Origin of the sequence: Nocardia blacklockiae, from assembly GCF_015477355.1 — a bacterium.
In the GTDB taxonomy this organism is placed as follows: Bacteria; Actinomycetota; Actinomycetes; order Mycobacteriales; family Mycobacteriaceae; genus Nocardia; species Nocardia blacklockiae.
Map to the genome: position 1 here is coordinate 750,296 of NZ_JADLRJ010000001.1, position 19,030 is coordinate 769,325.

Annotated in this window: 17 protein-coding genes; 13 read left to right on the plus strand and 4 right to left on the minus strand. The window is 71.9% G+C overall.

From position 1 onward, the window contains the following. The first annotated feature begins 17 nt into the window (after window positions 1–17). Entirely contained in the window at window positions 18–851 is an 834-nt protein-coding gene (locus IU476_RS03300) for a tRNA (adenine-N1)-methyltransferase (protein WP_195096300.1), read from the plus strand. Window positions 852–938: 87 nt separating this feature from the next. On the opposite strand, the gene IU476_RS03305 is transcribed toward IU476_RS03300, so the two are convergent. Next, window positions 939–1,496, minus strand: a complete 558-nt coding sequence (locus IU476_RS03305; RefSeq protein WP_228822978.1) for a WKL family lipoprotein — start codon at window positions 1,494–1,496, stop codon at window positions 939–941. 182 nt (window positions 1,497–1,678) lie between these two features. Here IU476_RS03305 and arc point away from each other — a divergent pair, with 182 nt between their 5' ends. From arc to IU476_RS03350, 9 genes are all read left to right on the plus strand, one after another. Beyond that, on the plus strand, window positions 1,679–3,439 hold the full coding sequence (arc, locus tag IU476_RS03310; RefSeq protein WP_195096302.1) for a proteasome ATPase: 1,761 nt from the start codon (window positions 1,679–1,681) through the stop codon (window positions 3,437–3,439). Between the two features lie 212 nt (window positions 3,440–3,651). Next, complete coding sequence (locus IU476_RS03315; RefSeq protein WP_195096304.1) at window positions 3,652–5,136, plus strand: serine/threonine-protein kinase; 1,485 nt, start codon at window positions 3,652–3,654, stop codon at window positions 5,134–5,136. 20 nt (window positions 5,137–5,156) lie between these two features. After that, window positions 5,157–6,398, plus strand: coding sequence for a DUF7373 family lipoprotein (locus IU476_RS03320; RefSeq protein ID WP_195096306.1), 1,242 nt, complete (start codon window positions 5,157–5,159; stop codon window positions 6,396–6,398). A gap of 4 nt (window positions 6,399–6,402) precedes the next feature. After that, window positions 6,403–7,935 (plus strand): serine/threonine-protein kinase, encoded by a 1,533-nt coding sequence (locus IU476_RS03325; protein WP_195096309.1) that lies wholly within the window; start codon window positions 6,403–6,405, stop codon window positions 7,933–7,935. A gap of 21 nt (window positions 7,936–7,956) precedes the next feature. Further along, window positions 7,957–9,339 (plus strand): serine/threonine-protein kinase, encoded by a 1,383-nt coding sequence (locus IU476_RS03330; protein WP_195096311.1) that lies wholly within the window; start codon window positions 7,957–7,959, stop codon window positions 9,337–9,339. 32 nt (window positions 9,340–9,371) lie between these two features. Continuing rightward, on the plus strand, window positions 9,372–10,616 hold the full coding sequence (locus tag IU476_RS03335; RefSeq protein ID WP_195096313.1) for a DUF7373 family lipoprotein: 1,245 nt from the start codon (window positions 9,372–9,374) through the stop codon (window positions 10,614–10,616). Window positions 10,617–10,618: 2 nt separating this feature from the next. Continuing rightward, window positions 10,619–12,148 (plus strand): serine/threonine-protein kinase, encoded by a 1,530-nt coding sequence (locus tag IU476_RS03340; protein WP_195096316.1) that lies wholly within the window; start codon window positions 10,619–10,621, stop codon window positions 12,146–12,148. A 54-nt stretch (window positions 12,149–12,202) separates the two neighbouring features. Continuing rightward, window positions 12,203–12,835 carry a TetR/AcrR family transcriptional regulator gene (locus IU476_RS03345; protein ID WP_195096319.1) on the plus strand — a complete coding sequence of 211 codons (633 nt, stop codon included), beginning with the start codon at window positions 12,203–12,205 and terminating at the stop codon, window positions 12,833–12,835. Beyond that, window positions 12,832–14,349 (plus strand): ArnT family glycosyltransferase, encoded by a 1,518-nt coding sequence (locus tag IU476_RS03350; protein WP_195096322.1) that lies wholly within the window; start codon window positions 12,832–12,834, stop codon window positions 14,347–14,349. The genes IU476_RS03345 and IU476_RS03350 overlap by 4 nt, the downstream gene beginning before the upstream one ends. A gap of 28 nt (window positions 14,350–14,377) precedes the next feature. On the opposite strand, the gene IU476_RS03355 is transcribed toward IU476_RS03350, so the two are convergent. Next, window positions 14,378–15,106 (minus strand): peptidylprolyl isomerase, encoded by a 729-nt coding sequence (locus IU476_RS03355; protein ID WP_324193839.1) that lies wholly within the window; start codon window positions 15,104–15,106, stop codon window positions 14,378–14,380. Window positions 15,107–15,298: 192 nt separating this feature from the next. On the opposite strand from IU476_RS03355, the gene IU476_RS03360 reads away from it, so the two are divergent. Further along, a complete protein-coding gene (locus IU476_RS03360; protein WP_195096326.1) occupies window positions 15,299–15,574 on the plus strand; it encodes a hypothetical protein in 276 nt (91 codons plus the stop codon). Window positions 15,575–15,635: 61 nt separating this feature from the next. Then, on the plus strand, window positions 15,636–16,316 hold the full coding sequence (locus tag IU476_RS03365) for a TIGR00266 family protein (protein ID WP_195096328.1): 681 nt from the start codon (window positions 15,636–15,638) through the stop codon (window positions 16,314–16,316). Window positions 16,317–16,332: 16 nt separating this feature from the next. On the opposite strand, the gene IU476_RS03370 is transcribed toward IU476_RS03365, so the two are convergent. Beyond that, window positions 16,333–16,851 carry an NUDIX hydrolase gene (locus IU476_RS03370; RefSeq protein ID WP_195096331.1) on the minus strand — a complete coding sequence of 173 codons (519 nt, stop codon included), beginning with the start codon at window positions 16,849–16,851 and terminating at the stop codon, window positions 16,333–16,335. A gap of 4 nt (window positions 16,852–16,855) precedes the next feature. After that, a complete protein-coding gene (locus IU476_RS03375; RefSeq protein WP_195096333.1) occupies window positions 16,856–17,584 on the minus strand; it encodes a GntR family transcriptional regulator in 729 nt (242 codons plus the stop codon). Window positions 17,585–17,748: 164 nt separating this feature from the next. Here IU476_RS03375 and IU476_RS03380 point away from each other — a divergent pair, with 164 nt between their 5' ends. Continuing rightward, window positions 17,749–19,014, plus strand: coding sequence for an MFS transporter (locus IU476_RS03380; protein ID WP_195096335.1), 1,266 nt, complete (start codon window positions 17,749–17,751; stop codon window positions 19,012–19,014). Window positions 19,015–19,030 lie beyond the last annotated feature (16 nt).

The following is a 19,030-nucleotide window of genomic DNA, read 5'->3' on the forward strand; positions in this document are numbered from 1 at the left end:
CCGAAGAACGGAGATCCATGACGGCCAGACGGACCGGTCCATTCACCAGCGGTGACCGGGTGCAACTGACCGACGCCAAGGGCCGTCAGCACACCGTGGTGCTGGAACCCGGCAAGGAGTTCCACACCCACAAGGGCCCGATCCGCCACGACGAGCTGATCGGCGCCGACGAGGGCTGCGTGGTCCAATCCGCCAACGGCACACCCTATCTGGCGCTGCGGCCGCTGCTGGTGGACTACGTGCTGTCGATGCCGCGCGGCGCCGCGGTGATCTACCCGAAGGACGCCGCGCAGATCGTGCACGAGGGCGACATGTTCCCCGGCGCCCGGGTGCTCAAGGCCGGCGCCGGCTCGGGCGCGCTGACCTGTTCGCTGCTGCGCGCGGTCGGGCCGGAGGGCAGGGTGGTCTCCTACGAGATCCGCGAGGACCACGCCGAGCACGCGGTGCGCAATGTGGAGCGGTTCTTCGGCGAACGACCGGCTAACTGGGATCTGACGATCGGCGACGTCGCGGACTACGACGGCGGGCAGGTCGACCGGGTGGTGCTGGACATGCTCAAGCCCTGGGACGCGTTGCCCGCGGTGTCGCGGGCGCTCATCCCCGGCGGCGTGCTGATCGTCTACGTCGCGACCGTCACCCAGCTCTCGGAGGTCGTGGAGGCGCTGCGGCAGCAGCAGTGCTGGACCGAGCCGCGGTCCTGGGAGTCGCTGGTGCGCCCCTGGCACGTGGTCGGCCTGGCCGTGCGCCCGGAGCACCGGATGCAGGGGCACACCGCCTTCCTGGTCAGCGCGCGCCGCCTGGCCGACGGCGTCACGCCGCCGCGCCCGCAGCGCCGCCCCTCCAAGGGCTGACCGGGCGGGACACCTTGGCGCGCAACGACTGTGGCCTTCGCTCCGGGCGCCGGAGCGAAGGCCACAGTCGTTGCGCGCGGGGCGGGACTACGCCTGGCAGGGCGCCTTGCCCATGGCGAGGATCTGGCAGGCCGAGGCGTCGGAGAGCTGCCAGCCCGCGTCGGAGTGCTGCCAGGTCATCGGCATGGCGGGCGCGGGGCCGTGCGGGGAGGTGATGACCACCTGGGCGGTCGCGTTCTCGCCCTCGATCTTCACGTCGGAGACCGCGAAGGTGATCTTGCCGTAGTTGGCCAGGCCCTGGGTCATGGTGTCGATGTTGGCCGTGCGCTTCGACCCGTCGACGACCAGTTTCTCCTTGTCGGCGGTCGGTTTCGCCGGATCCACGAAGCCGTCCAGGGTCGCCTGCAGCGCCTCGGGAGTGGGGGCCGCGGCGTCGCCGTGCTGGTGGGCCGAGGTGGCGGCCGCGCTGCTCGCGGCCGCGGTGGTGGTCGCGGCCGCCGAATCGTCGGACGTGTCGGACCCGCATGCTGTGATACCGGTAACGGCGAGGGCCGCGCAAACGGTAGCCGTGGCAAGACGAATTCGGGAAACACGAACCGTGTGTGCGACGTTGCCACTACAACGGGTACCGGTGGGAAGGAGCATCGAGTAACACACCTTTCGGCTCGGTCCGGCGACATCCGTCACCGGAAACAGTTAGGGGAGGCTAACATGGTCCTCCGGCCGCCGACCGCAGCAGAGATGTGATCACGACGAAACCATGTCGGAAAGCGAGAACGGTTCGCGCCCGGTAGCGTTGATAGACCGGGACTGGGAGGAGCAGCATCATGAGCCCCATCGAGAATTCGGATTCGGCGGCCTGGAGGGAACTCGAGGCAGTACGCGCCGAGGCGGCTGCACTCCGAAGGCAACTCGCCGACACCCCTGATCGCTCGCGGGAATTGGAAGCGCGCATCGATTCGCTGACAATTCGCAACACCAAACTGATGGACACCCTGAAGGAGGCCCGCCAGCAACTCGTCGCCTTGCGCGAGGAGGTCGACCGGCTGGGCCAGCCGCCGAGTGGTTACGGCGTGCTCATCGGTGTCTACGACGATCAGACCGTCGACGTGTTCACCTCGGGGCGCAAGATGCGCCTGACGTGCTCACCGAACATCGACACGTCGACGCTGCACTACGGGCAGAGCGTCCGCCTCAACGAGGCGCTCACCGTCGTCGAGGCCGGCCACTTCGACCAGACCGGTGAGCTCGGCACCCTGCGCGAGATCCTCGACGACGGCCGCCGGGCCCTGGTGGTCGGGCACGCCGACGAGGAGCGGGTGGTCTGGCTGTCGGGCCCCCTGACCAAACTGGTCGACATCGACGACCTCGACGACCCGGACCAGCCGGTCCGCCGCCTGCGGGCGGGCGATTCGCTGCTGGTCGACACCAAGGCCGGCTTCGCCTTCGAGCGCATCCCCAAGGCCGAGGTCGAGGACCTGGTCCTGGAGGAGGTCCCCGATGTCGACTACGAGGACATCGGCGGCCTGTCGCGTCAGATCGAGCAGATCCGCGACGCGGTGGAACTGCCCTTCCTGCACAAGGATCTGTTCCGCGAGTACGCGCTGCGCCCGCCCAAGGGCGTGCTGCTCTACGGCCCGCCCGGCTGCGGTAAGACGCTGATCGCCAAGGCGGTGGCCAACTCGCTGGCGAAGAAGATCGCCGAGGCGCGCGGTGAGGACGCCAAGGAGGCCAAGTCCTTCTTCCTCAACATCAAGGGTCCCGAGCTGCTGAACAAGTTCGTGGGCGAGACCGAGCGCCACATCCGGATCATCTTCCAGCGCGCCCGGGAGAAGGCGTCCGAGGGCACCCCGGTGATCGTCTTCTTCGACGAGATGGACTCGATCTTCCGCACCCGCGGCTCGGGCGTGTCGTCGGACGTGGAGACCACGGTGGTCCCGCAGCTGCTGTCGGAGATCGATGGCGTCGAGGGCCTGGAGAACGTGATCGTGATCGGCGCCTCCAACCGCGAGGACATGATCGACCCGGCCATCCTGCGGCCCGGCCGCCTGGACGTGAAGATCAAGATCGAGCGCCCGGACGCCGAAGCGGCACAGGACATCTTCTCCAAGTACCTGACCGAGACCCTGCCGCTGCACGCCGACGACATCGCCGAGTTCGGCGGCGACCGCGCCAAGTGCGTGCAGGCGATGATCGAGCGGGTCGTCGACCGGATGTACGCCGAGAGCGAGGACAACCGCTTCCTCGAGGTCACCTACGCCAACGGCGACAAGGAGGTCCTGTACTTCAAGGACTTCAACTCCGGCGCCATGATCCAGAACATCGTGGACCGGGCCAAGAAGTACGCGATCAAGTCCGTGCTCGAGACCGGCAACCCCGGCCTGCGCATCCAGCATCTCTACGATTCGATCGTGGACGAGTTCTCGGAGAACGAGGACCTGCCCAACACCACGAATCCCGATGACTGGGCCCGCATCTCGGGCAAGAAGGGCGAGCGGATCGTCTACATCCGGACGCTGGTCACCGGCAAGAACGCCAGTGCCAGCCGCGCGATCGACACCGAGTCGAACACGGGTCAGTACCTGTAACACACCGCGAACCCGCCGGGGCCGTGCTTCTTCGGAGGCGCGGCCCCGGCGTCGTCTGTCCCCGGGACGGGGGAATTGGGGTCCGGCGAGAGTTCGGAATGCAAGGTATCGTGCCCGCGGTAACGAGTACTTCGGGGTGAGGGCAACTGTCCCGCAACGACTTTGGTTGCGGGACAGTTGCTCATAACTGGATTCGGGGAGGGGAGAGCGCGTTGGACGTCGCCGAGGACGCGGCCTTCGCGGGCTACCGCATCGAGCGCAAGCTCGGTGCGGGCGGCATGGGCACGGTCTACCTGGCGCAGCATCCGCGCCTGCCGCGCAAGGACGCGGTGAAGGTGCTGGCGGACGCGCACGCGAGCGACGCCGCCTTCCGCGCGCGTTTCCTGCGGGAGGCGGAGATCGCGGCGCGCCTGCAGCATCCCAATCTGGTCGCGATCCGGGATCGCGGCGAGCACGAGGGCCGGCTGTGGATCGCCATGCAGTACGTCGAGGGCGGCGACCTGGCCCAGCTGATCCGGCGCGGGCCCGCGGTGCTGGACGTGGCGCGGGTGGTGCGCATCGTGTCCGAGGTGGCCGCGGGCCTGGACGAGATCCACCGGGCCGGACTGCTGCACCGCGACGTGAAACCCGCCAACATCCTGATCGCCGAGCAGCCCGGCGGCGCGGACCGGGTGCTGGTCACCGACTTCGGCATCGCCCGCCCGGCCGACGACTCGACGACCCTGGCCGGCACGGGCGGGCTGTCGGCCACCCTGGCCTACGCGGCGCCCGAGCAGATCAGCGGCGAACCGGTGGATCGGCGCGCGGACGTGTACGCGCTGGGCTGCACGCTCTACCAGATGCTCACGGGCACGGTGCCGTTCCCGCGCAACAGCGCGGGGTCGGTGATGTACGCGCACCTGCACGAACCGCCGCCGCGGCCGTCGCGGCGCAATCCCCGGGTGCCGGCCGGATTCGACGCCGTCGTCGCCAAGGCGATGGCCAAGAAGCCCGCCGACCGGTTCGCCAGCTGCGGCGAACTCGCGGCCGCGGCGCAGGCCGCGGCGGCCGGGCACGGTGCGCCGTCCCGGCGGCCGGTCCGGCTCGGGCTGCTCGCCGCGGCACTCGCGGTCGTCGTCGTGGTGACCGCGATCGCGGGCTACGGACTGGTGCACTCCGGCTCCGACAACTCCACTCGCGCGGCCGACCGCCGTCCGGTCACCGGCACGATCGAGCCGAGCGCCTGGGGCACCTACGCCTACATCCCGCAGACGTTCCCCGACCTGCTGCCGCCGATGCCGAACGGGGTGGGGTATCAGGAAATGGCCGGTTGCGCGCCGATCATCGAGCGCGGCGAGAACGGCGACCTGGACAAGCCCGTGCCGGTCGGCCATCTGCTGTGCCTGGGAAACCTGGACCCGGTGCTGGAGCTGGACGTGTACTGCAACGCCGACCGGTCGCCGATCGCGCCGGTCCGCTCCTTCGCCGTCGTCGAGGGCGACGAGAGCTGGACGCGCCCTTCGGGTTCCGGCCACCTGTTCTGGGGAGTCGAGAATTACCTGGACATCGCGAGTCCGCGGCTGCGGAAGCGCGCGCTGGGTGTGCTCGAGGTGTACTTCGACGATCCCGGCCGCAATCACTGCCGCCTGGAGGTCATCGGGGACGCGACGACCGGCGCCGAGGTGCGGCGGCTCTGGTGGACGGACGCGCCGCTGTGACGACGAGAAGGCCCGGTCGCGTGACGACCGCATCCCGTGCCGCGGGCCTCGCGGCCCTCGCGCTCCTGCTGGTCGCGGGCTGCGCCACCGACGGACGACCACGCCCGCACTATCCCGATCCGCATTCGCTCGACGCGGGCGCCTACGGCGTCGAACCGCTCGACGTCCCGGAGAACGGCAACGAGCGCTACGGCCGGGTGCTCGAGTCGGTGCGGATGATGGAGGCGCTGGCCGATCCCGTCGAGATCGACCCGGCACTGACCCATGGGGCGAGCGCCACCCAAGCCACGCCGCTGCCCACCCCGGCCACCGCGTCCGTGCTCCTCGCGAGTCCGGTGCGCGCGGTCCTCGAACGCGAGAAGATGCTCGCCGGAGCGGAGGTGGACGGCACCGACGTCGCACCGACGGGTCACGGGCCGGTGATCGGCAGTGCGCGCATTCTGACCACGATGGTGCTGCGCTTCCCCGACGACGATGCCGCCCGGCGCGCCGCGAAGGACATCGATGCCGTCGATGCCGCCGTCAGCCCGGACAATGTCGGCGTGCCCGTTCCGGGCCACCTCGCGGCACACGCGCATTGGCGTCCGGCCGTGCCGACGCTGGCGGCCACGCTCGCCGAGGGTCCGTACGTGATCAGCTTGCTGGTGGGACACACCACAACGGACCTGAACGCACTGAACACGCTGGCCGCCAAGGCTTTCGCCGCGCAGGTGCCGCGGTTGCGCGAGTTCGCGGCGACTCCCGCGGACCGGCTGGCCACGCTGCCGCTCGACCCGGACGGCATGGTCCGGCGCATGGTGCCTGACGCCCCGCGGCGCTGGTCCTACCCCGCCGTCACGGTCCTGAGCCAGGATGTGAACGCCGGCTGGAACGCCTCGGTACTGGGCCACGGCGTGGTGTACGGACCGCGCGCGGCGTGGCTCGCGGGCTCGCGCAAGAAGCACGACCATCCGATCGAGCTGCGGGCGTCCAACGGCTTCAACGTGGTCGACCGATTCGCCGACGCCGCGGCCGCGCGGCGGGCCTTCGAGGCGGCGACGCGCAAGGATCGCGAGTCCGGCGACATGGTGCCGGTCCCGCCGTCCGCCGGCGCGGTCGACACCGCGTGCTGGGAGTCGCTGCAGCCGGACGAACTGCGTCAGGCCAGATTCCTGTGCCGCGTGGTGTACGGGCGCTACACCGCCGCCCTGGTCGCCCGCGAGCTGACGACGGCGCAGCAGAAGATCGCCGCGCAGTACGGGCTGTTGGTGAACGGCGGATAGTCGGATGTCCGAAACCCTCTCTCCCGGCGTGATTTTCGCCGGATATCGCATCGACCGAGTGCTGGGCGCGGGCGGGATGGGAACGGTGTACCTGGCCGCGCATCCCCGGTTGCCGCGCTTCGACGCGGTGAAGGTGCTGCCGGAGGCGCTGGGCGCGGACCCCGAATACCGCGCGCGCTTCGGCCGCGAAGCGGAACTGGCCGCGCGGCTGGACCATCCGAACATCGTGGCGGTGCGTGACCGGGGCATCGAACACGGCAGGCTCTGGATCGCCATGCAACTGGTCGAGGGCATCGATGCCGCCGAGGCGCTGCGCCGCACGCCCGGCGGCCTCGAGCCGCGACTGGCGACACACATCGTCACCGAGGCGGCCCGCGGACTGGACGCGGCGCATCGCGCGGGACTGCTGCACCGCGACGTGAAACCCGCGAATCTGCTGCTGGAGTCCCGCGGCGCGACCGAGCCGCCCCGGGTGTACGTGTCGGACTTCGGCATCGCGCGCAGCGCCACCGAGACCACCGGACTCACCGAGACCGGGTCGGTGCTGGCGACCGTGGCCTACGCCGCGCCCGAGCAGATCACCGCCGGGCCCGTCGATCAGCGGGCCGACGTGTACGCGCTGGGCTGCACGTACTACGAGCTGCTCACCGGGAGCAAGCCGTTCCCCCGGCCGACACCGGCCGCGGTGATGCACGCGCACCTGAACGACCCGCCGCCCCGGCCGTCCGCGCACGTTCCCGGTCTGCCGCCCGGCTTCGACGCGGTGATCGCGCGGGCGCTGGCCAAGAACCCGCGCGACCGGTACCCGAGTTGCGGTGCGCTGGCGGCGGACCTGGCCGCTATCGCGGGCGGCGCGGCCGTGCCCCCGCCGCCGGTCTCCGTGCCGGTCTTCACGCCACCTCGGCCCGCGCGCCGGGGCCTGCGCTGGGCCGTCGCGGCGCTGGTCGGCGTGCTGGCGGTGGTCGCGGGCATCGTGGCGGTGACGACGATGTCGGACGATCCACCGGCGGCCGCCCCTGCGGCGAGCAGCGCCGCGACCACCCCGCCGGTGTCGACAGCGAGCAGCGCGGTGTCGTGGGGCCGGTACGCCTATCTCGTCGAGCCCTTCCCCGGCTTCCTGCCCGCCGGTCCCATCGGGAGCGGGTACGACGGGATGCGCTGCATCGTGGTGGACAGCAAGGACTTCCGGCAGATCGCGCTCGACGCCGGTCCCCGCGAGGGATATCCCGAGCTGTCGTGCCAGGGCAACACGAACCCGCTCGACAACCTGTCGGTCATGTGCAATGCCAACCGCGCGCCGACCACGCTGCCGCGCTACGCGGACGTGGCGATCGCCGGCGACCAGCGCTGGGCACGCCCTTCGGGCACCGGGCGCATCGTGTGGGGCGACATCGCGGGCGAGCACGGTCCGTACGGCTTCCTGGGGATCCAATTCGACGACCCCGCACGCAATTTCTGCCAGCTCTCCGTGTCGGGCCGGGACGGGTCCACCGGACAGGAACTCCTCGATCACTGGTGGCCGGGGACGCCGCTGTGACGGGTGCGGGAGGGAACGACCATGACGGACGGTGACGCCACGACCTTCGGCGGCTACCGCGTCGAACGCGAACTCGGAAGTGCCGGCGGCACAACGGTTCTCCTCGCGCGCCGGGTCGGCTCGGAGCGCGTCGACGAGATCACCGTCCGGACCGCCGCGCCCGACGCCGGTTTCCGCGCGTACTTCCTGAGCACGGCCGAGCGCGCCGCGCGGCTGCGGCACCCCAACCTGGTGCCGGTACTGGACGCGGGCGAGCGGGACGGGCGGCTGTGGGTCGCCACCGGGCACGTCGACGGGGTCGACGCCGAGTCCATGGCCCAGCACGGCGGTGTGGACGTCGCTCGCTCGGCGCACATCGTGGCCGCGGCGGCGCGCGGGCTCGACGAGGTGCATCGGGCCGGATTGCGCCACGGCGATGTGAAGCCCGCGGACATTCGGGTCGTCGAACGGCCGGGCGAGGCCGATCAGGTCCTGCTCACCGGATACGGCATCGCCCGCGCTCCGGCCGAACCGGTCGCCTTCCCGGCGCCCGAACAACGCGCCGGGGAGCCGGTGGACCACCGGGCCGACATCTACGCCCTCGGCTGCGTCCTGTACCGGCTGCTGACCGGGATCGCGCCGGAACCCGGTGCGGCCGTGCCGCGTCCGTCCCGCGCGAACCCCTGGGTGCCCGCCGCGATGGACGAGGTGGTCGCGCGCGCCACGGCGGCGCGGCCGGAGCAGCGGTACCCCGACGGCCGCGCCCTGGCCGCCGCGGTGGCGGCTGCCGCAGACCCCGGCAGCAAGCCGTCCGAGCGGCGGCGACGGGCGCTGCTGCCGGTCGCCCTCGTGCTGGCGGTGGTGCTGCTGGCGGCGGGAGTGTCGGTGTGGGCCGTGACCCGCACCGACGACACGGCCGCCCACCCGACCGCCACCACGAGCGCGCGCTCGCCGGAATTGAAGGCGGCGCTGTGGGGCGCGTACGCCTATGTGGCGGACGCGTTTCCGAACGTGCTGCCGGTCTCGGTCGACGGCATCGGATTCGACGACCTCTCCCGCTGCACACCCGTCGACGGTGAGCTGCGGGCGGTGTCGCTGTACGAACCGGCGCGCGTGGCCCGGGTGCTCTGCGGCGGCGACGCCGACCCGCTCGTCGGCATCGTCATCGAATGCCTGGCCGACCGGTCGCGGGTGCGCCCGCAGTCGGTCGAGTGGGCCGTCGCCGGGAGCGAGCGGTGGGCGCGGTCGTCCGGGACGGGCCAGCTGCGCTGGGGCGACTACCTCGTCGGCGGCACCGGCCCGCGGCGGGGCCGGATCGAGGTGTACTTCGACGACCCCGGGCGGAGCTTCTGTCGGCTGCAGATGAACGCGATGGTGTCCGGCGAGGAGTTGCGCACGAAGTTCTGGCCGGGGGTGCCGGTGTGATCGGGCGGACTACGACGAAGGAACGAGAACCGGTGCGGCGCTTACGTATTCGCTACCTACCGGTGGTCTCGGCGGTGGGTGCGGCGCTGCTGCTGGCGACCGGCTGCACCGTCGCGGGCACACCGGCCCGGCTCGGCCCCGACCGGGCGACGATCGACATCGGCCCCTACGGCACAGACCTGCTCGTGGCGCCCCGCGACGTCGACGAGCGATCCGGGCGGGTCCTGGAGTCGGTGCGGATGGGCGAGGCGGTGGTCGACCCGGTGGAGATCGATCCGGCGCTGACCCACGGCCTCGGTTCGGTGGCCTCGGTCCCGATCCCGACGCCCGCGCAGGCCGGCTTCCTCGCCGAACCGGTGCGGGCCGTGCTCGAACGGCACGGCATGCTGGCCGGTTTCTCCGTCGGCGGCATGGACGCCGGGATCGCTGTGGACCTGGCCGTCGGCCGCGCCCGGCTGTTGACCGTGCTGCTGCTGCGATTCCCCGATCCCGGTGCCGCCCGGGCCGCCGCCGGTGAGATCGATGCCGTCGACGCCGCCGTCAGCCCTGAGAATGTTCCGGTCCCGATCCCGGAACACCCCGAGGCACACGGACATTGGCGCCCGAGCGTGCCGACCCTGGCCGCGACCGCCGCGTACGGCGACTTCGTGGTCAGCGTGCTCGCGGGGGAGCGGACCACCGACCTCGAGGCACTGCGACGACTGGCGAGCACGACCTTCACCGCGCAGCGGACCCGGCTGGACGATTTCCGGCCCACCCCGCCGGACCGTTTCGCGACCCTGCCGCTGGATCCGGACGGCATGCTGGCTCGCCTGCTGCCGGAGGCGCCCGGTGTCTGGCCGTGGCCGAAGGTGATCACCAAGCGTTACGGCCCCGAGGCGGGCTGGTCCAGCACCTTCATCACCACCGGCCTCGTCTACGGTCCGCGGGCCACCCACCGGTACGGCAGCTGGCAGCGGCCGGCCGAGGGGATCGGCATGGTGCTCGCGGTCAACGGCCTGCATACTCTGCTGCGCCTACCCGACGCGGTCACCGCCCGCCGCGAATACGACGACGCCGCCGACGAGCTGACCGAACCGGGGACGCGCCAGCTGCCCGGGCCCGCCGGTATTCCGGATGCGCGCTGCATGGAATCCCTGTCCAGCCCGCCGATCTCGGCGCGCTTCGCGTGCCGGCTGGTGTACGGCCGGTACGAGGCGATCGTGTACTCGCGCACCGCCGACGACGCCCGGCACCGGATCTCGGCGCAGTACCTGCTCCTGGCCCGGAGCGAATAGCGATGCGCGACAGGCTGCTTCCCGGGACGGTGTTCGCCGGGTACGTGATCGAACGGGTCCTCGGCGGCGGCGGAATGGGCACGGTGTACGTGGCCCGCCATCCCCGGCTGCCGCGCCGCGACGCGGTGAAGGTGCTGTCGGCCGAGCACAGCGGCGACGCCGAGTACCGGGCCCGGTTCGTGCGCGAGGCCGAACTGGTGGCGCGGCTGAACCACCCGAACATCGTGGCCGTGCACGACCGCGGCGTCGAGGACGGCCGGCTGTGGATCGCCATGCAGTACGTCGAGGGCGGCGACGCGGCGGCACTGGTGCGCGGCGGCGCCGTGCCGCCGCTGCGCGCGGTGGCCATCGTGGCGCAGGCGGCACGCGGCCTGGACGACGCGCACCGCGCCGGACTGGTGCACCGCGACGTCAAACCGGGCAATCTGCTGCTGGGCGCGGGCGACGGGCGGCACGATCGAGTGCTGGTGTCCGACTTCGGCATCGGCCGGTCCGTGGGCGACCCCACGGTGCTCACCGCGACCGGCGCGGTGGTGGCGACCCTCGCCTACGCCGCCCCCGAACAGCTGATGGCCCACCGGGTCGACCACCGCGCCGACGTCTACGCGCTCGGCTGCACCCTGTACGAACTGCTCACCGGCGCGAAACCGTTCCCCCGCGCGACCGCGGCCGCGGTGCTGGCGGCCCACCTGGACGACCCGCCCCCGCGTCCCACCGCGCTCCGGCCCGAACTGCCCCCGGCGATCGACACCGTCATCGCCCGGGCGCTGGCGAAACACCCCGATGCCCGCTACCAGTCCTGCGGCGCACTGGCAGCCGACGCGGCGGCCGCGTTCGGTACGGCACGGGCCCCGGTGCCGCCGCCTCCACCGGTCCCGTATTCCCCGGCGCCCGTGGCGTCGCGACGACGGCGCGGACCGCTGATCGCGGGCGCCCTGCTGCTGGCGGTCGTCGCGGTCGTTGCGAGTGTGGTCGTGCTGCAACGGAACTCGACCGAAGGCACGCCGACGGCGGTGTCGCCGTCCACGACCGCCACCTCCGCACGCCCCGCCACGACGACCGCCGCCCGCAACACCTGGGGCAGCCACACCTACATGACCGACGCCTTCCCCGGGCTGCTGCCCTCGGCGCCGGACGCCGCCGGGTACCAGGGGATGCGGTGCGCGGCGCTCGGCGCGGAGGGTCGACCGGCGGACGTGAACGTGCCCGCCACCGGCCAGACCCGCCTGAACTGCAACGGCGACCGCAATCCGCTGGAACTGCTGGTGGTGCGGTGCAATGCCGATCGCCACGAGGTGGAGCAGCCCACCTTGCAGTCCGGCACCACGATCCTCGGCGACGAGACCTGGCAGCGGCTCTCGGGTAGGGGCCGACTCGTCTGGGGCGACGTGCCGAACCCCCGCGGCGAGCGTTCCGGAACCGTGCTGGTGACCTTCGACGACCCCGGCCGCGACTACTGCCAGCTGCTCGCGCTGGGCGGCGCGTCCGGCGCGGACCTGCGCGATCGCTGGTGGGCGGGCGCACCGATCTAGCCCCATGGAATCCGGGGCATGACGGCCCCTGGCCGCATGCCCTAAAATTTGGCCATGCGGCCAGAAAATAGTCCGGACGGCCAACGGCGGTCGTTCATCGAGGAGGCGCGGCGGCGGCAGATCATCGCCGCCGCGGTGGACGTCATCGCCGAATTCGGCTACGGCAACGCGTCATTGGCCCGGATCGCCCGGCAGGCGGGCATCTCCAAGGGCGTCATCTCCTACCACTTCGACGGCAAGGACGACCTGATGGAGCAGCTGGTGGTGCAGCTCTACGTCTCGGCCGCCGAGCAGATCGCCCCGGCCGTGACGGCGGCGGAGGGGCCCCGGGAGCGAGTGCTCGCCTACATCCGGTCGAATCTCGAATTCATCGACGCCAACCGCAAATACGTGGCGGCCCTGACCGATGTGGTGATCAACCTGCGCGACGCCGACGGGCAATTGCGGTTCGCCGGGGGCGACGGCGAACAGGAAATCAAGCAACCGCTGGTGGACCTCCTCACCGACGGCCAGCGCGGCGGCGTGTTCGGCGAGTTCGACCCTGTCGCGATGGCCGAATCGATCCGCGACGCCATCGACGGTGCGGCCGGGCGGGCGATCCGCGCCGCGGATTTCGACCTGACCGCCTACTCGGCCCATCTGTGCCGGCTCTACGACCTGGCCACCCGGAAGGAAACCTCGCGATGACGACCACGGTGACAACCACAGCGCCCCAGCCGGATCCGACCGCGGACCGCCCTCCGTTCGCGACCGTGCCGGTCGCCCTGGTGACGGCGGCCGCCGCGGTGGCGCTGCTGCTGTCGATCGGCCGGTACGGATTCTTCGGCGACGAACTGTATTTCGTCTCCGCCGGGCGGCGGCTGGCGGCGAGCTACGCCGACCAGGGCCCGCTGGTGCCCGCCATCGCCCGGCTGATGGACCTGGCGGCGCCGGGTTCGCTGGTGGCGCAACGGCTTCCGTCGGTCGCGATCACATTGGTGGCGCTGGTGCTCAGCGCGCAGCTGGCCCGCGAGTTCGGCGGTGCCCGCGGCGCGCAGGTGCTGGCCGCGCTCGCCTACGCCGGGTCTCCGTTCCTGCTCGTGCAGGGCACGCAGCTGTCCACCAACTCCGTCGACACCGCGCTGTGGGTGCTGCTCACCTGGCTGGTGGTGCGGTGGGTGCGGACCCGGCGCGACCACCTGCTGCTGTGGGCGGCGCTGGTGACGGCCGTGGATCTGCAGGTCAAATGGCTGGTGCCGTTCCTGTGGGTCGCGATCGCCGCCGGGGTGCTGGTATTCGGGCCGCGGGAACTGCTGCGCCGCCCGGCGCTGTGGTGGGGCGCGGCGCTGGCGGCGGTCACGATGGCGCCGAGCCTGCTGTGGCAGGCGCGGCACGGCTGGCCGCAGCTGGGCATGGGCGCGCAGGTGGCCGCGGAGCAGGCCGAGGTGGGCGGCCGGTGGACGTTCGTGCCGCTGGCCCTGCTGATCGCCGGGGTGCTCGGAGTGTTCTTCCTGGCGTGCGGGCTGGTGGGCCTGCTCCGTTGGGAACCGTTGCGCCCGTATCGGTTTCTCGCGCTCGCGCTGCCGCTGCTGATGGTCGTCTTCACCGCGCTGGACGGGCGGCCCTACTATCCGGTCGGCGCGTACGCGGCGGTGATGAGCGCGGGCGCGGTGTGGTGGACGAACCGGCCGGGCCGGTGGCGGCGGGTACTGTCGGTCGCGCTCGCGGTGACCTCGGTGCTGGTGGTGCTGTGGTCGCTGCCGTGGCAGCCCGAGTCCGACATCGAGCCGAGCGGGGACAAGGTCGGCCTGGACATCGGGCTGTACGGCAAGTTCGGCTGGCCCGAACTGCGCGCGGCGACACAGGCGGCCTACCACTCCCTGCCGGAACCGGAGCGCGCCGGTGTCGTGGTGATCGCCGACGGCTATTGGCAGGCAAGCGCTTTGGACGTGGACCGCGCCGAGTACGGCCTGCCCGCCGTGTACAGCCCCAACCGCGGCTTCGGCTACTTCGGCACGCCGCCCGACTCGGCGACGACGGTGCTGTGGGTCGGCGGCGACGAGAACGACCTGCGGTCACGGTTCGAGCGGGTGACCGCAGCGGGCCGCTCCGACGCCCGCCTCGGCTACCCCGGCATCAGCCGCGACGTGACCATCTGGCGCTGCGACGGCCCGCGCGAACCGTGGTCGCGGATGTGGGACGGTCTGCTGCGCCTGGGCTGAGGCCGGGGGACGCGAGCATCGTGACGGCTCAGCTGTGCTGGGCCGTCACGCTCTCGAACACGACGTCCGTGGCGGGCGCGCCGTCGCCCGAACCGTCCCGGGTGCCGCCCGCGGCGATGTTCTGCAGCACGTCCATCCCGGCGCTCACCCGCCCGAACGGGGTGTAGTTCGCGGGCAGCCGGCTGTCGGAGTACACCAGGAAGAACTGGCTGCCGTTGGTGTTCGGCCCCGCGTTGGCCATCGCCACGGTGCCCGCCGGATACGTTGCGCCCGAGAGGTTCTCGTCGTCGAACCGGTAGCCGGGGCCGCCGCTGCCGGTGCCGGTGGGATCGCCGCACTGCAGCACGAAGATGCCCTCGGTGGTGAGGCGGTGGCAGCGGGTGTGGTCGAAGTACTGCTCCCCGGCGAGGAAGACGAAGGAGTTCACGGTGCGCGGCGCGCGGGCGGCGTCCAGGTCCACCGCCAGCGCGCCGCAGTTCGTCTGCAGCGTCGCGGTGTAGGCGGCGGCGGTATCGATCGACAGGGCCGGCTCGGCGGGCCACTGCTTGCCGTTGGGCTGCGCGCCGGAGGCGGTCATGCAGCCCGGCGCCGCCGTGTGGCGCGGCTCGGGCGCCGCGTCGGCCCGCCCGGTGACGAGGATCGCGAGCGCCACCCCCGCGGCCACGAACCCGATCCGCCGCAAGGTCTTGCGCTGCTTGCGAACCGGCGGCTCGGCGTGTTCGGCATCGGTCTGCGAGAGGTGCGGGGCGCTGTTCACCGGGTCGGATCTCCTTGGTGTCGGGGCATGAGGCGATTCGCCCGGCATCATTCCACGGCCGGCGCGCGGCGGTGGAGGAAGCGGCGAATCGATCGAGATCCGCTGCCGGGACGCGGTCCGGGGTTAGAGTATCGACCACATTGCTCGTCGGTGACCACCGATCCGGCGCGGCCGGGCGAGAACGGAGCAAGCATGAATCGCATCGCATTCGGCGTGACCGGGGTGTGCACGGCGCTGGCGGGCCTGGCCGCCGCGACCGCCGGGCCGGCCGCCGCCGAGGTGCCCGCGGGCGTCTACTGCGTGCAGTCGGTGTGCTACAACAGCACCCCCGACACCGTGACGATCACCGGCACCGTGGTGTGCCCGTGGATCGAGATGCCGGTCACCTGGGCACTCCCGCCGCGCGGCGCCGCCGCGATGGACGCCGGGTGCCCGGACGGAATGCGTTCGGAGACAGTCCGTCTCTGACGCCGCGAGCGGCCGCCGACCTCGACCGGACCGATATCTCCCGGTGCTAACGTTCGCGACTGTGAAGGTGGAGTTGCGGCACAACCCCTCGTCGACCATCGCGCGCTGCCGACTGGCCGCCGGTGAGCCGATGCGGGTGGAAAGCGGTGCCATGGTGGCACATTCGGCCGGTGTCACGCTGGCCGCCAAGGCCGAGGGCGGCATCCTCGCCGGCCTCAAGCGGTCGGTGCTGGCCGGTGAGTCGTTCTTCGTCTCGACGTTCACCGCGCCCCCCGAGGGCGGCTGGGTGGACGTGGCGCCCGCCCTGCCGGGTGACATGCTCGCGCTGCCGATCGTCGCCGACCGCCCGTTCTTCATCAGCCGCGGCAGCTGGATCGCCAATTCCCAGGGCGTGCAGGTGGAGACGCAGTGGGCGGGGTTCGCCAACCTGTTCGGCGGCGAGGGCGGCTTCGGGCTGCGGGCGCACGGGCAGGGCGAGGTGGTGCTGGGGGTGTTCGGCGCGGTGGACGTGATCGATCTGCGACCCGGCGAACCGGTGACCATCGACAGCGGCCACGTCGTCGCCTACGACCTCGCCGTGCGGTTCACGATCCGGCGGGCGGTGTCGGGGCGGTCGCTGCAATCGCTGAAGTCGGGGGAGGGCCTGGTGTTCGACTTCACCGGGCCCGGCCGGGTGCTGCTGCAGACGCGCAATCCGGGCGCCTTCGCGGCGTGGGCCGGAGCGGTCACGTCGTCGGGGTAGCGGCCGCCGCGGCGCGTCAGCGGAGCAGGTCCGCGATCAGGACCCGGGTGTCGGGCACGAACGGCCAGTCCGGATCCCGCAGGCGCGCACGCAGTTCCGCGTCGGTCCACCACCAGCCGTCGGCGATCTCCTCGGGCTGGTGGCGCACCGGGCCGTCGTAGCGCAGCTCGTAGGCGAACAGGTGGCAGCGCATGGGGGCGCCGCGCCACGTGCCGTCCCAGGACGCGCTCGCCAGCGGCAGCGGGCGGTCGTCGTCCGGGCCGAGCGCGATGCCCAGTTCCTCGGCCAGCTCCCGCACCGCCGCCTCCGCCGGGTCTTCGCCCGGTGCGAGCACACCGCCCGCGAGGCAGTCGTGCATCCCGGCGAACACCGCCTTGGTGTCGGTGCGCCGGTGCACGTAGAGCCGCGCGCCGTCGCGGGAGCGGACCAGCACCCCGGCGCTGGCGTGCCAGTGGCCCTCGGCGTAGACGACCGACCGCTCGGCGCTGCCGATCTCCCGGCCCGACCGGTCGTAGACCGCGATCACCTCGCCCACCGGGTCAGCCCTCCCGGCCGAGGGCGGCGTAGGCGGCGAGGATCTGGGCCTGGGCGTCACCGAGGTAGTCGGCGAGCATGTCGGCCGCGGCCGCCGCCTCGCCCCGCTCCAGCGTGTCGCAGACCTCGTGATTGCGCCGCAGGTAGGGCTCGTGGAAGGTGTTCGGGTCCGACACCACGTGGAAGATCAGCCGCAGTTCGTTCCAGACGTTCGACATCAGCGCGTCGAGCAGGCGGCTGTCGTTCAATGCCGTGACAGCGCGGTGGAATTCGACGTCGGCGGTGCCCACGCCGGTCCAGTCGCCCTGTGCCGCACAGCGATCCGCGCGGTCCAGGATCGCCCGCAGCGGCCCCAGGTCGGCGCCGGTGCGCGGATGGTCGCGCAGCGCCGCGCATTCCACGATGCGCCGGCACTTGTAGACCTCGGCGACGTCCTCGGCGGTCGGCACCCGCACGAACACGCCGCGGTTGAGCTCGTGCACGACCAGCCGCTCCTCGATCAGCGTGCGGAAGGCCTCGCGCAGCGTGTTGCGCGAAACCTGCAGCGCCGCACAGATATCGGGCTCCGAGAGCCGGGTGCCGGGCAGGAACGACCCGTCCAGGATGCCGTCGCGGACGATATCGGCGACCTGCGCGCTGCGGCTGGCGCGGTCGAGCCGGTCGCGGCGCGCGGCCAGGGCGGCGTAGCTCCCGGCGGTCGCGCCGGGCGGTGTTCCGGCAGACGCCGACGTCATCGGCGGTCCTCCTCCTGCTCGGCGGGGCGATGGTGTGAGTTCGACAGTACCCGCCGCGCGGCCGAATTCCGGAACGATCCGGTCGTGGTATTGCAGGATCGTTCAACGATTTCTACGATAGAGATCTGCGCCACATCCGGCGCGACAGATCCGAGGGGGTCATCATGACGACCATGCCCACCCATGCCCGGCCGTCCGCCGGAGCCTTCGCCTGGTTCCGCAGCCTGAGCGGCGTCGGCAAGCGCGCGTTCTTCGGCGCTTTCGGCGGCTACGGCCTGGATTCCTACGACTTCCAGGTGCTGCCGCTGGCGCTCGGCGCGATCGCGGCGTACTTCGGCTTGGACACCGGCCGTTCCGGCCTGCTGACCACCGTCACCCTGGTGGTCTCGGCGATCGGCGGCGCGCTGGCCGGTGTGCTCGCCGACCGGATCGGCCGCGTCCGCACGCTGCAGCTCACCATCGCGGTGTACGCGCTGTTCACCGTGCTGTGCGGGCTGGCCTGGAACTTCGAGTCGCTGCTGGTGTTCCGGGCGCTGCAAGGCCTGGGCTTCGGCGGGGAGTGGGCGGCCGGGGCGATCCTGGTCGCCGAGTACGCCGCGCCGGAGACCCGCGGCCGCGCGGTGGCCTTCGTGCAGAGCGCCTGGGCCGTCGGCTGGGCGCTGGCCGTGGCGGTGTACACGGTCGTGTTCGAGGTGGTGGACGAGGCGCTGGCCTGGCGGGTGCTGTTCTTCACCGGCGCGCTGCCGGCGCTGCTGATCGTGTGGGTGCGCCGGTCGGTCACCGATGCCGAGGTGGTCACCGAGCGGCGCGCGGAGGCGGCCGAGCGGGTGCCGTTCACCGCGGTCTTCGGCCCGGAGTCGCTGCGCACCACGGTCTTCGCGGCGCTGCTGGCCACCGGCGTCCAGGGCGGCTACTACACGCTGGCGACGTGGCTGCCCACCTACTTGAAGAAGAGCCGGGACCTGGACGTGGTCGGCACCGGGAGCTATCTGTTCTTTCTGATCGCCGGCGCGTTCCTCGGGTACGTCGCGGGCGGGGTGCTCACCGACCGGCTCGGCCGCAAGCGCAACATCCAGCTGTTCGCGGTGCTGTCGGTGGTGTTCATGGTGGCCTACACCCGGATTCCGGCCGGCGCCGACACCCTCGTGCTGGTGCTCGGGGTGCCGCTCGGGTTCTCCACCTCGGCCATCTTCGCCGGCTTCGGGTCATACTTGGCGGAGCTGTACCCGACCGCCACCCGCGGCACCGGGCAGGGCTTCACCTACAACTTCGGCCGCGGGGTGGGCGCGGTGTTCCCGACCGTGGTCGGGTACCTGGCCTCGACGACGCTGGGGCTGGCGGGTGCCATGCTGTTCGGGGCGTTCGGGTACGCGCTCGCGGTGCTGGCACTGTGCGGGCTGCCCGAGACGCGCGGCCGGGACCTGCTGTGAGACAACCGACTACGCG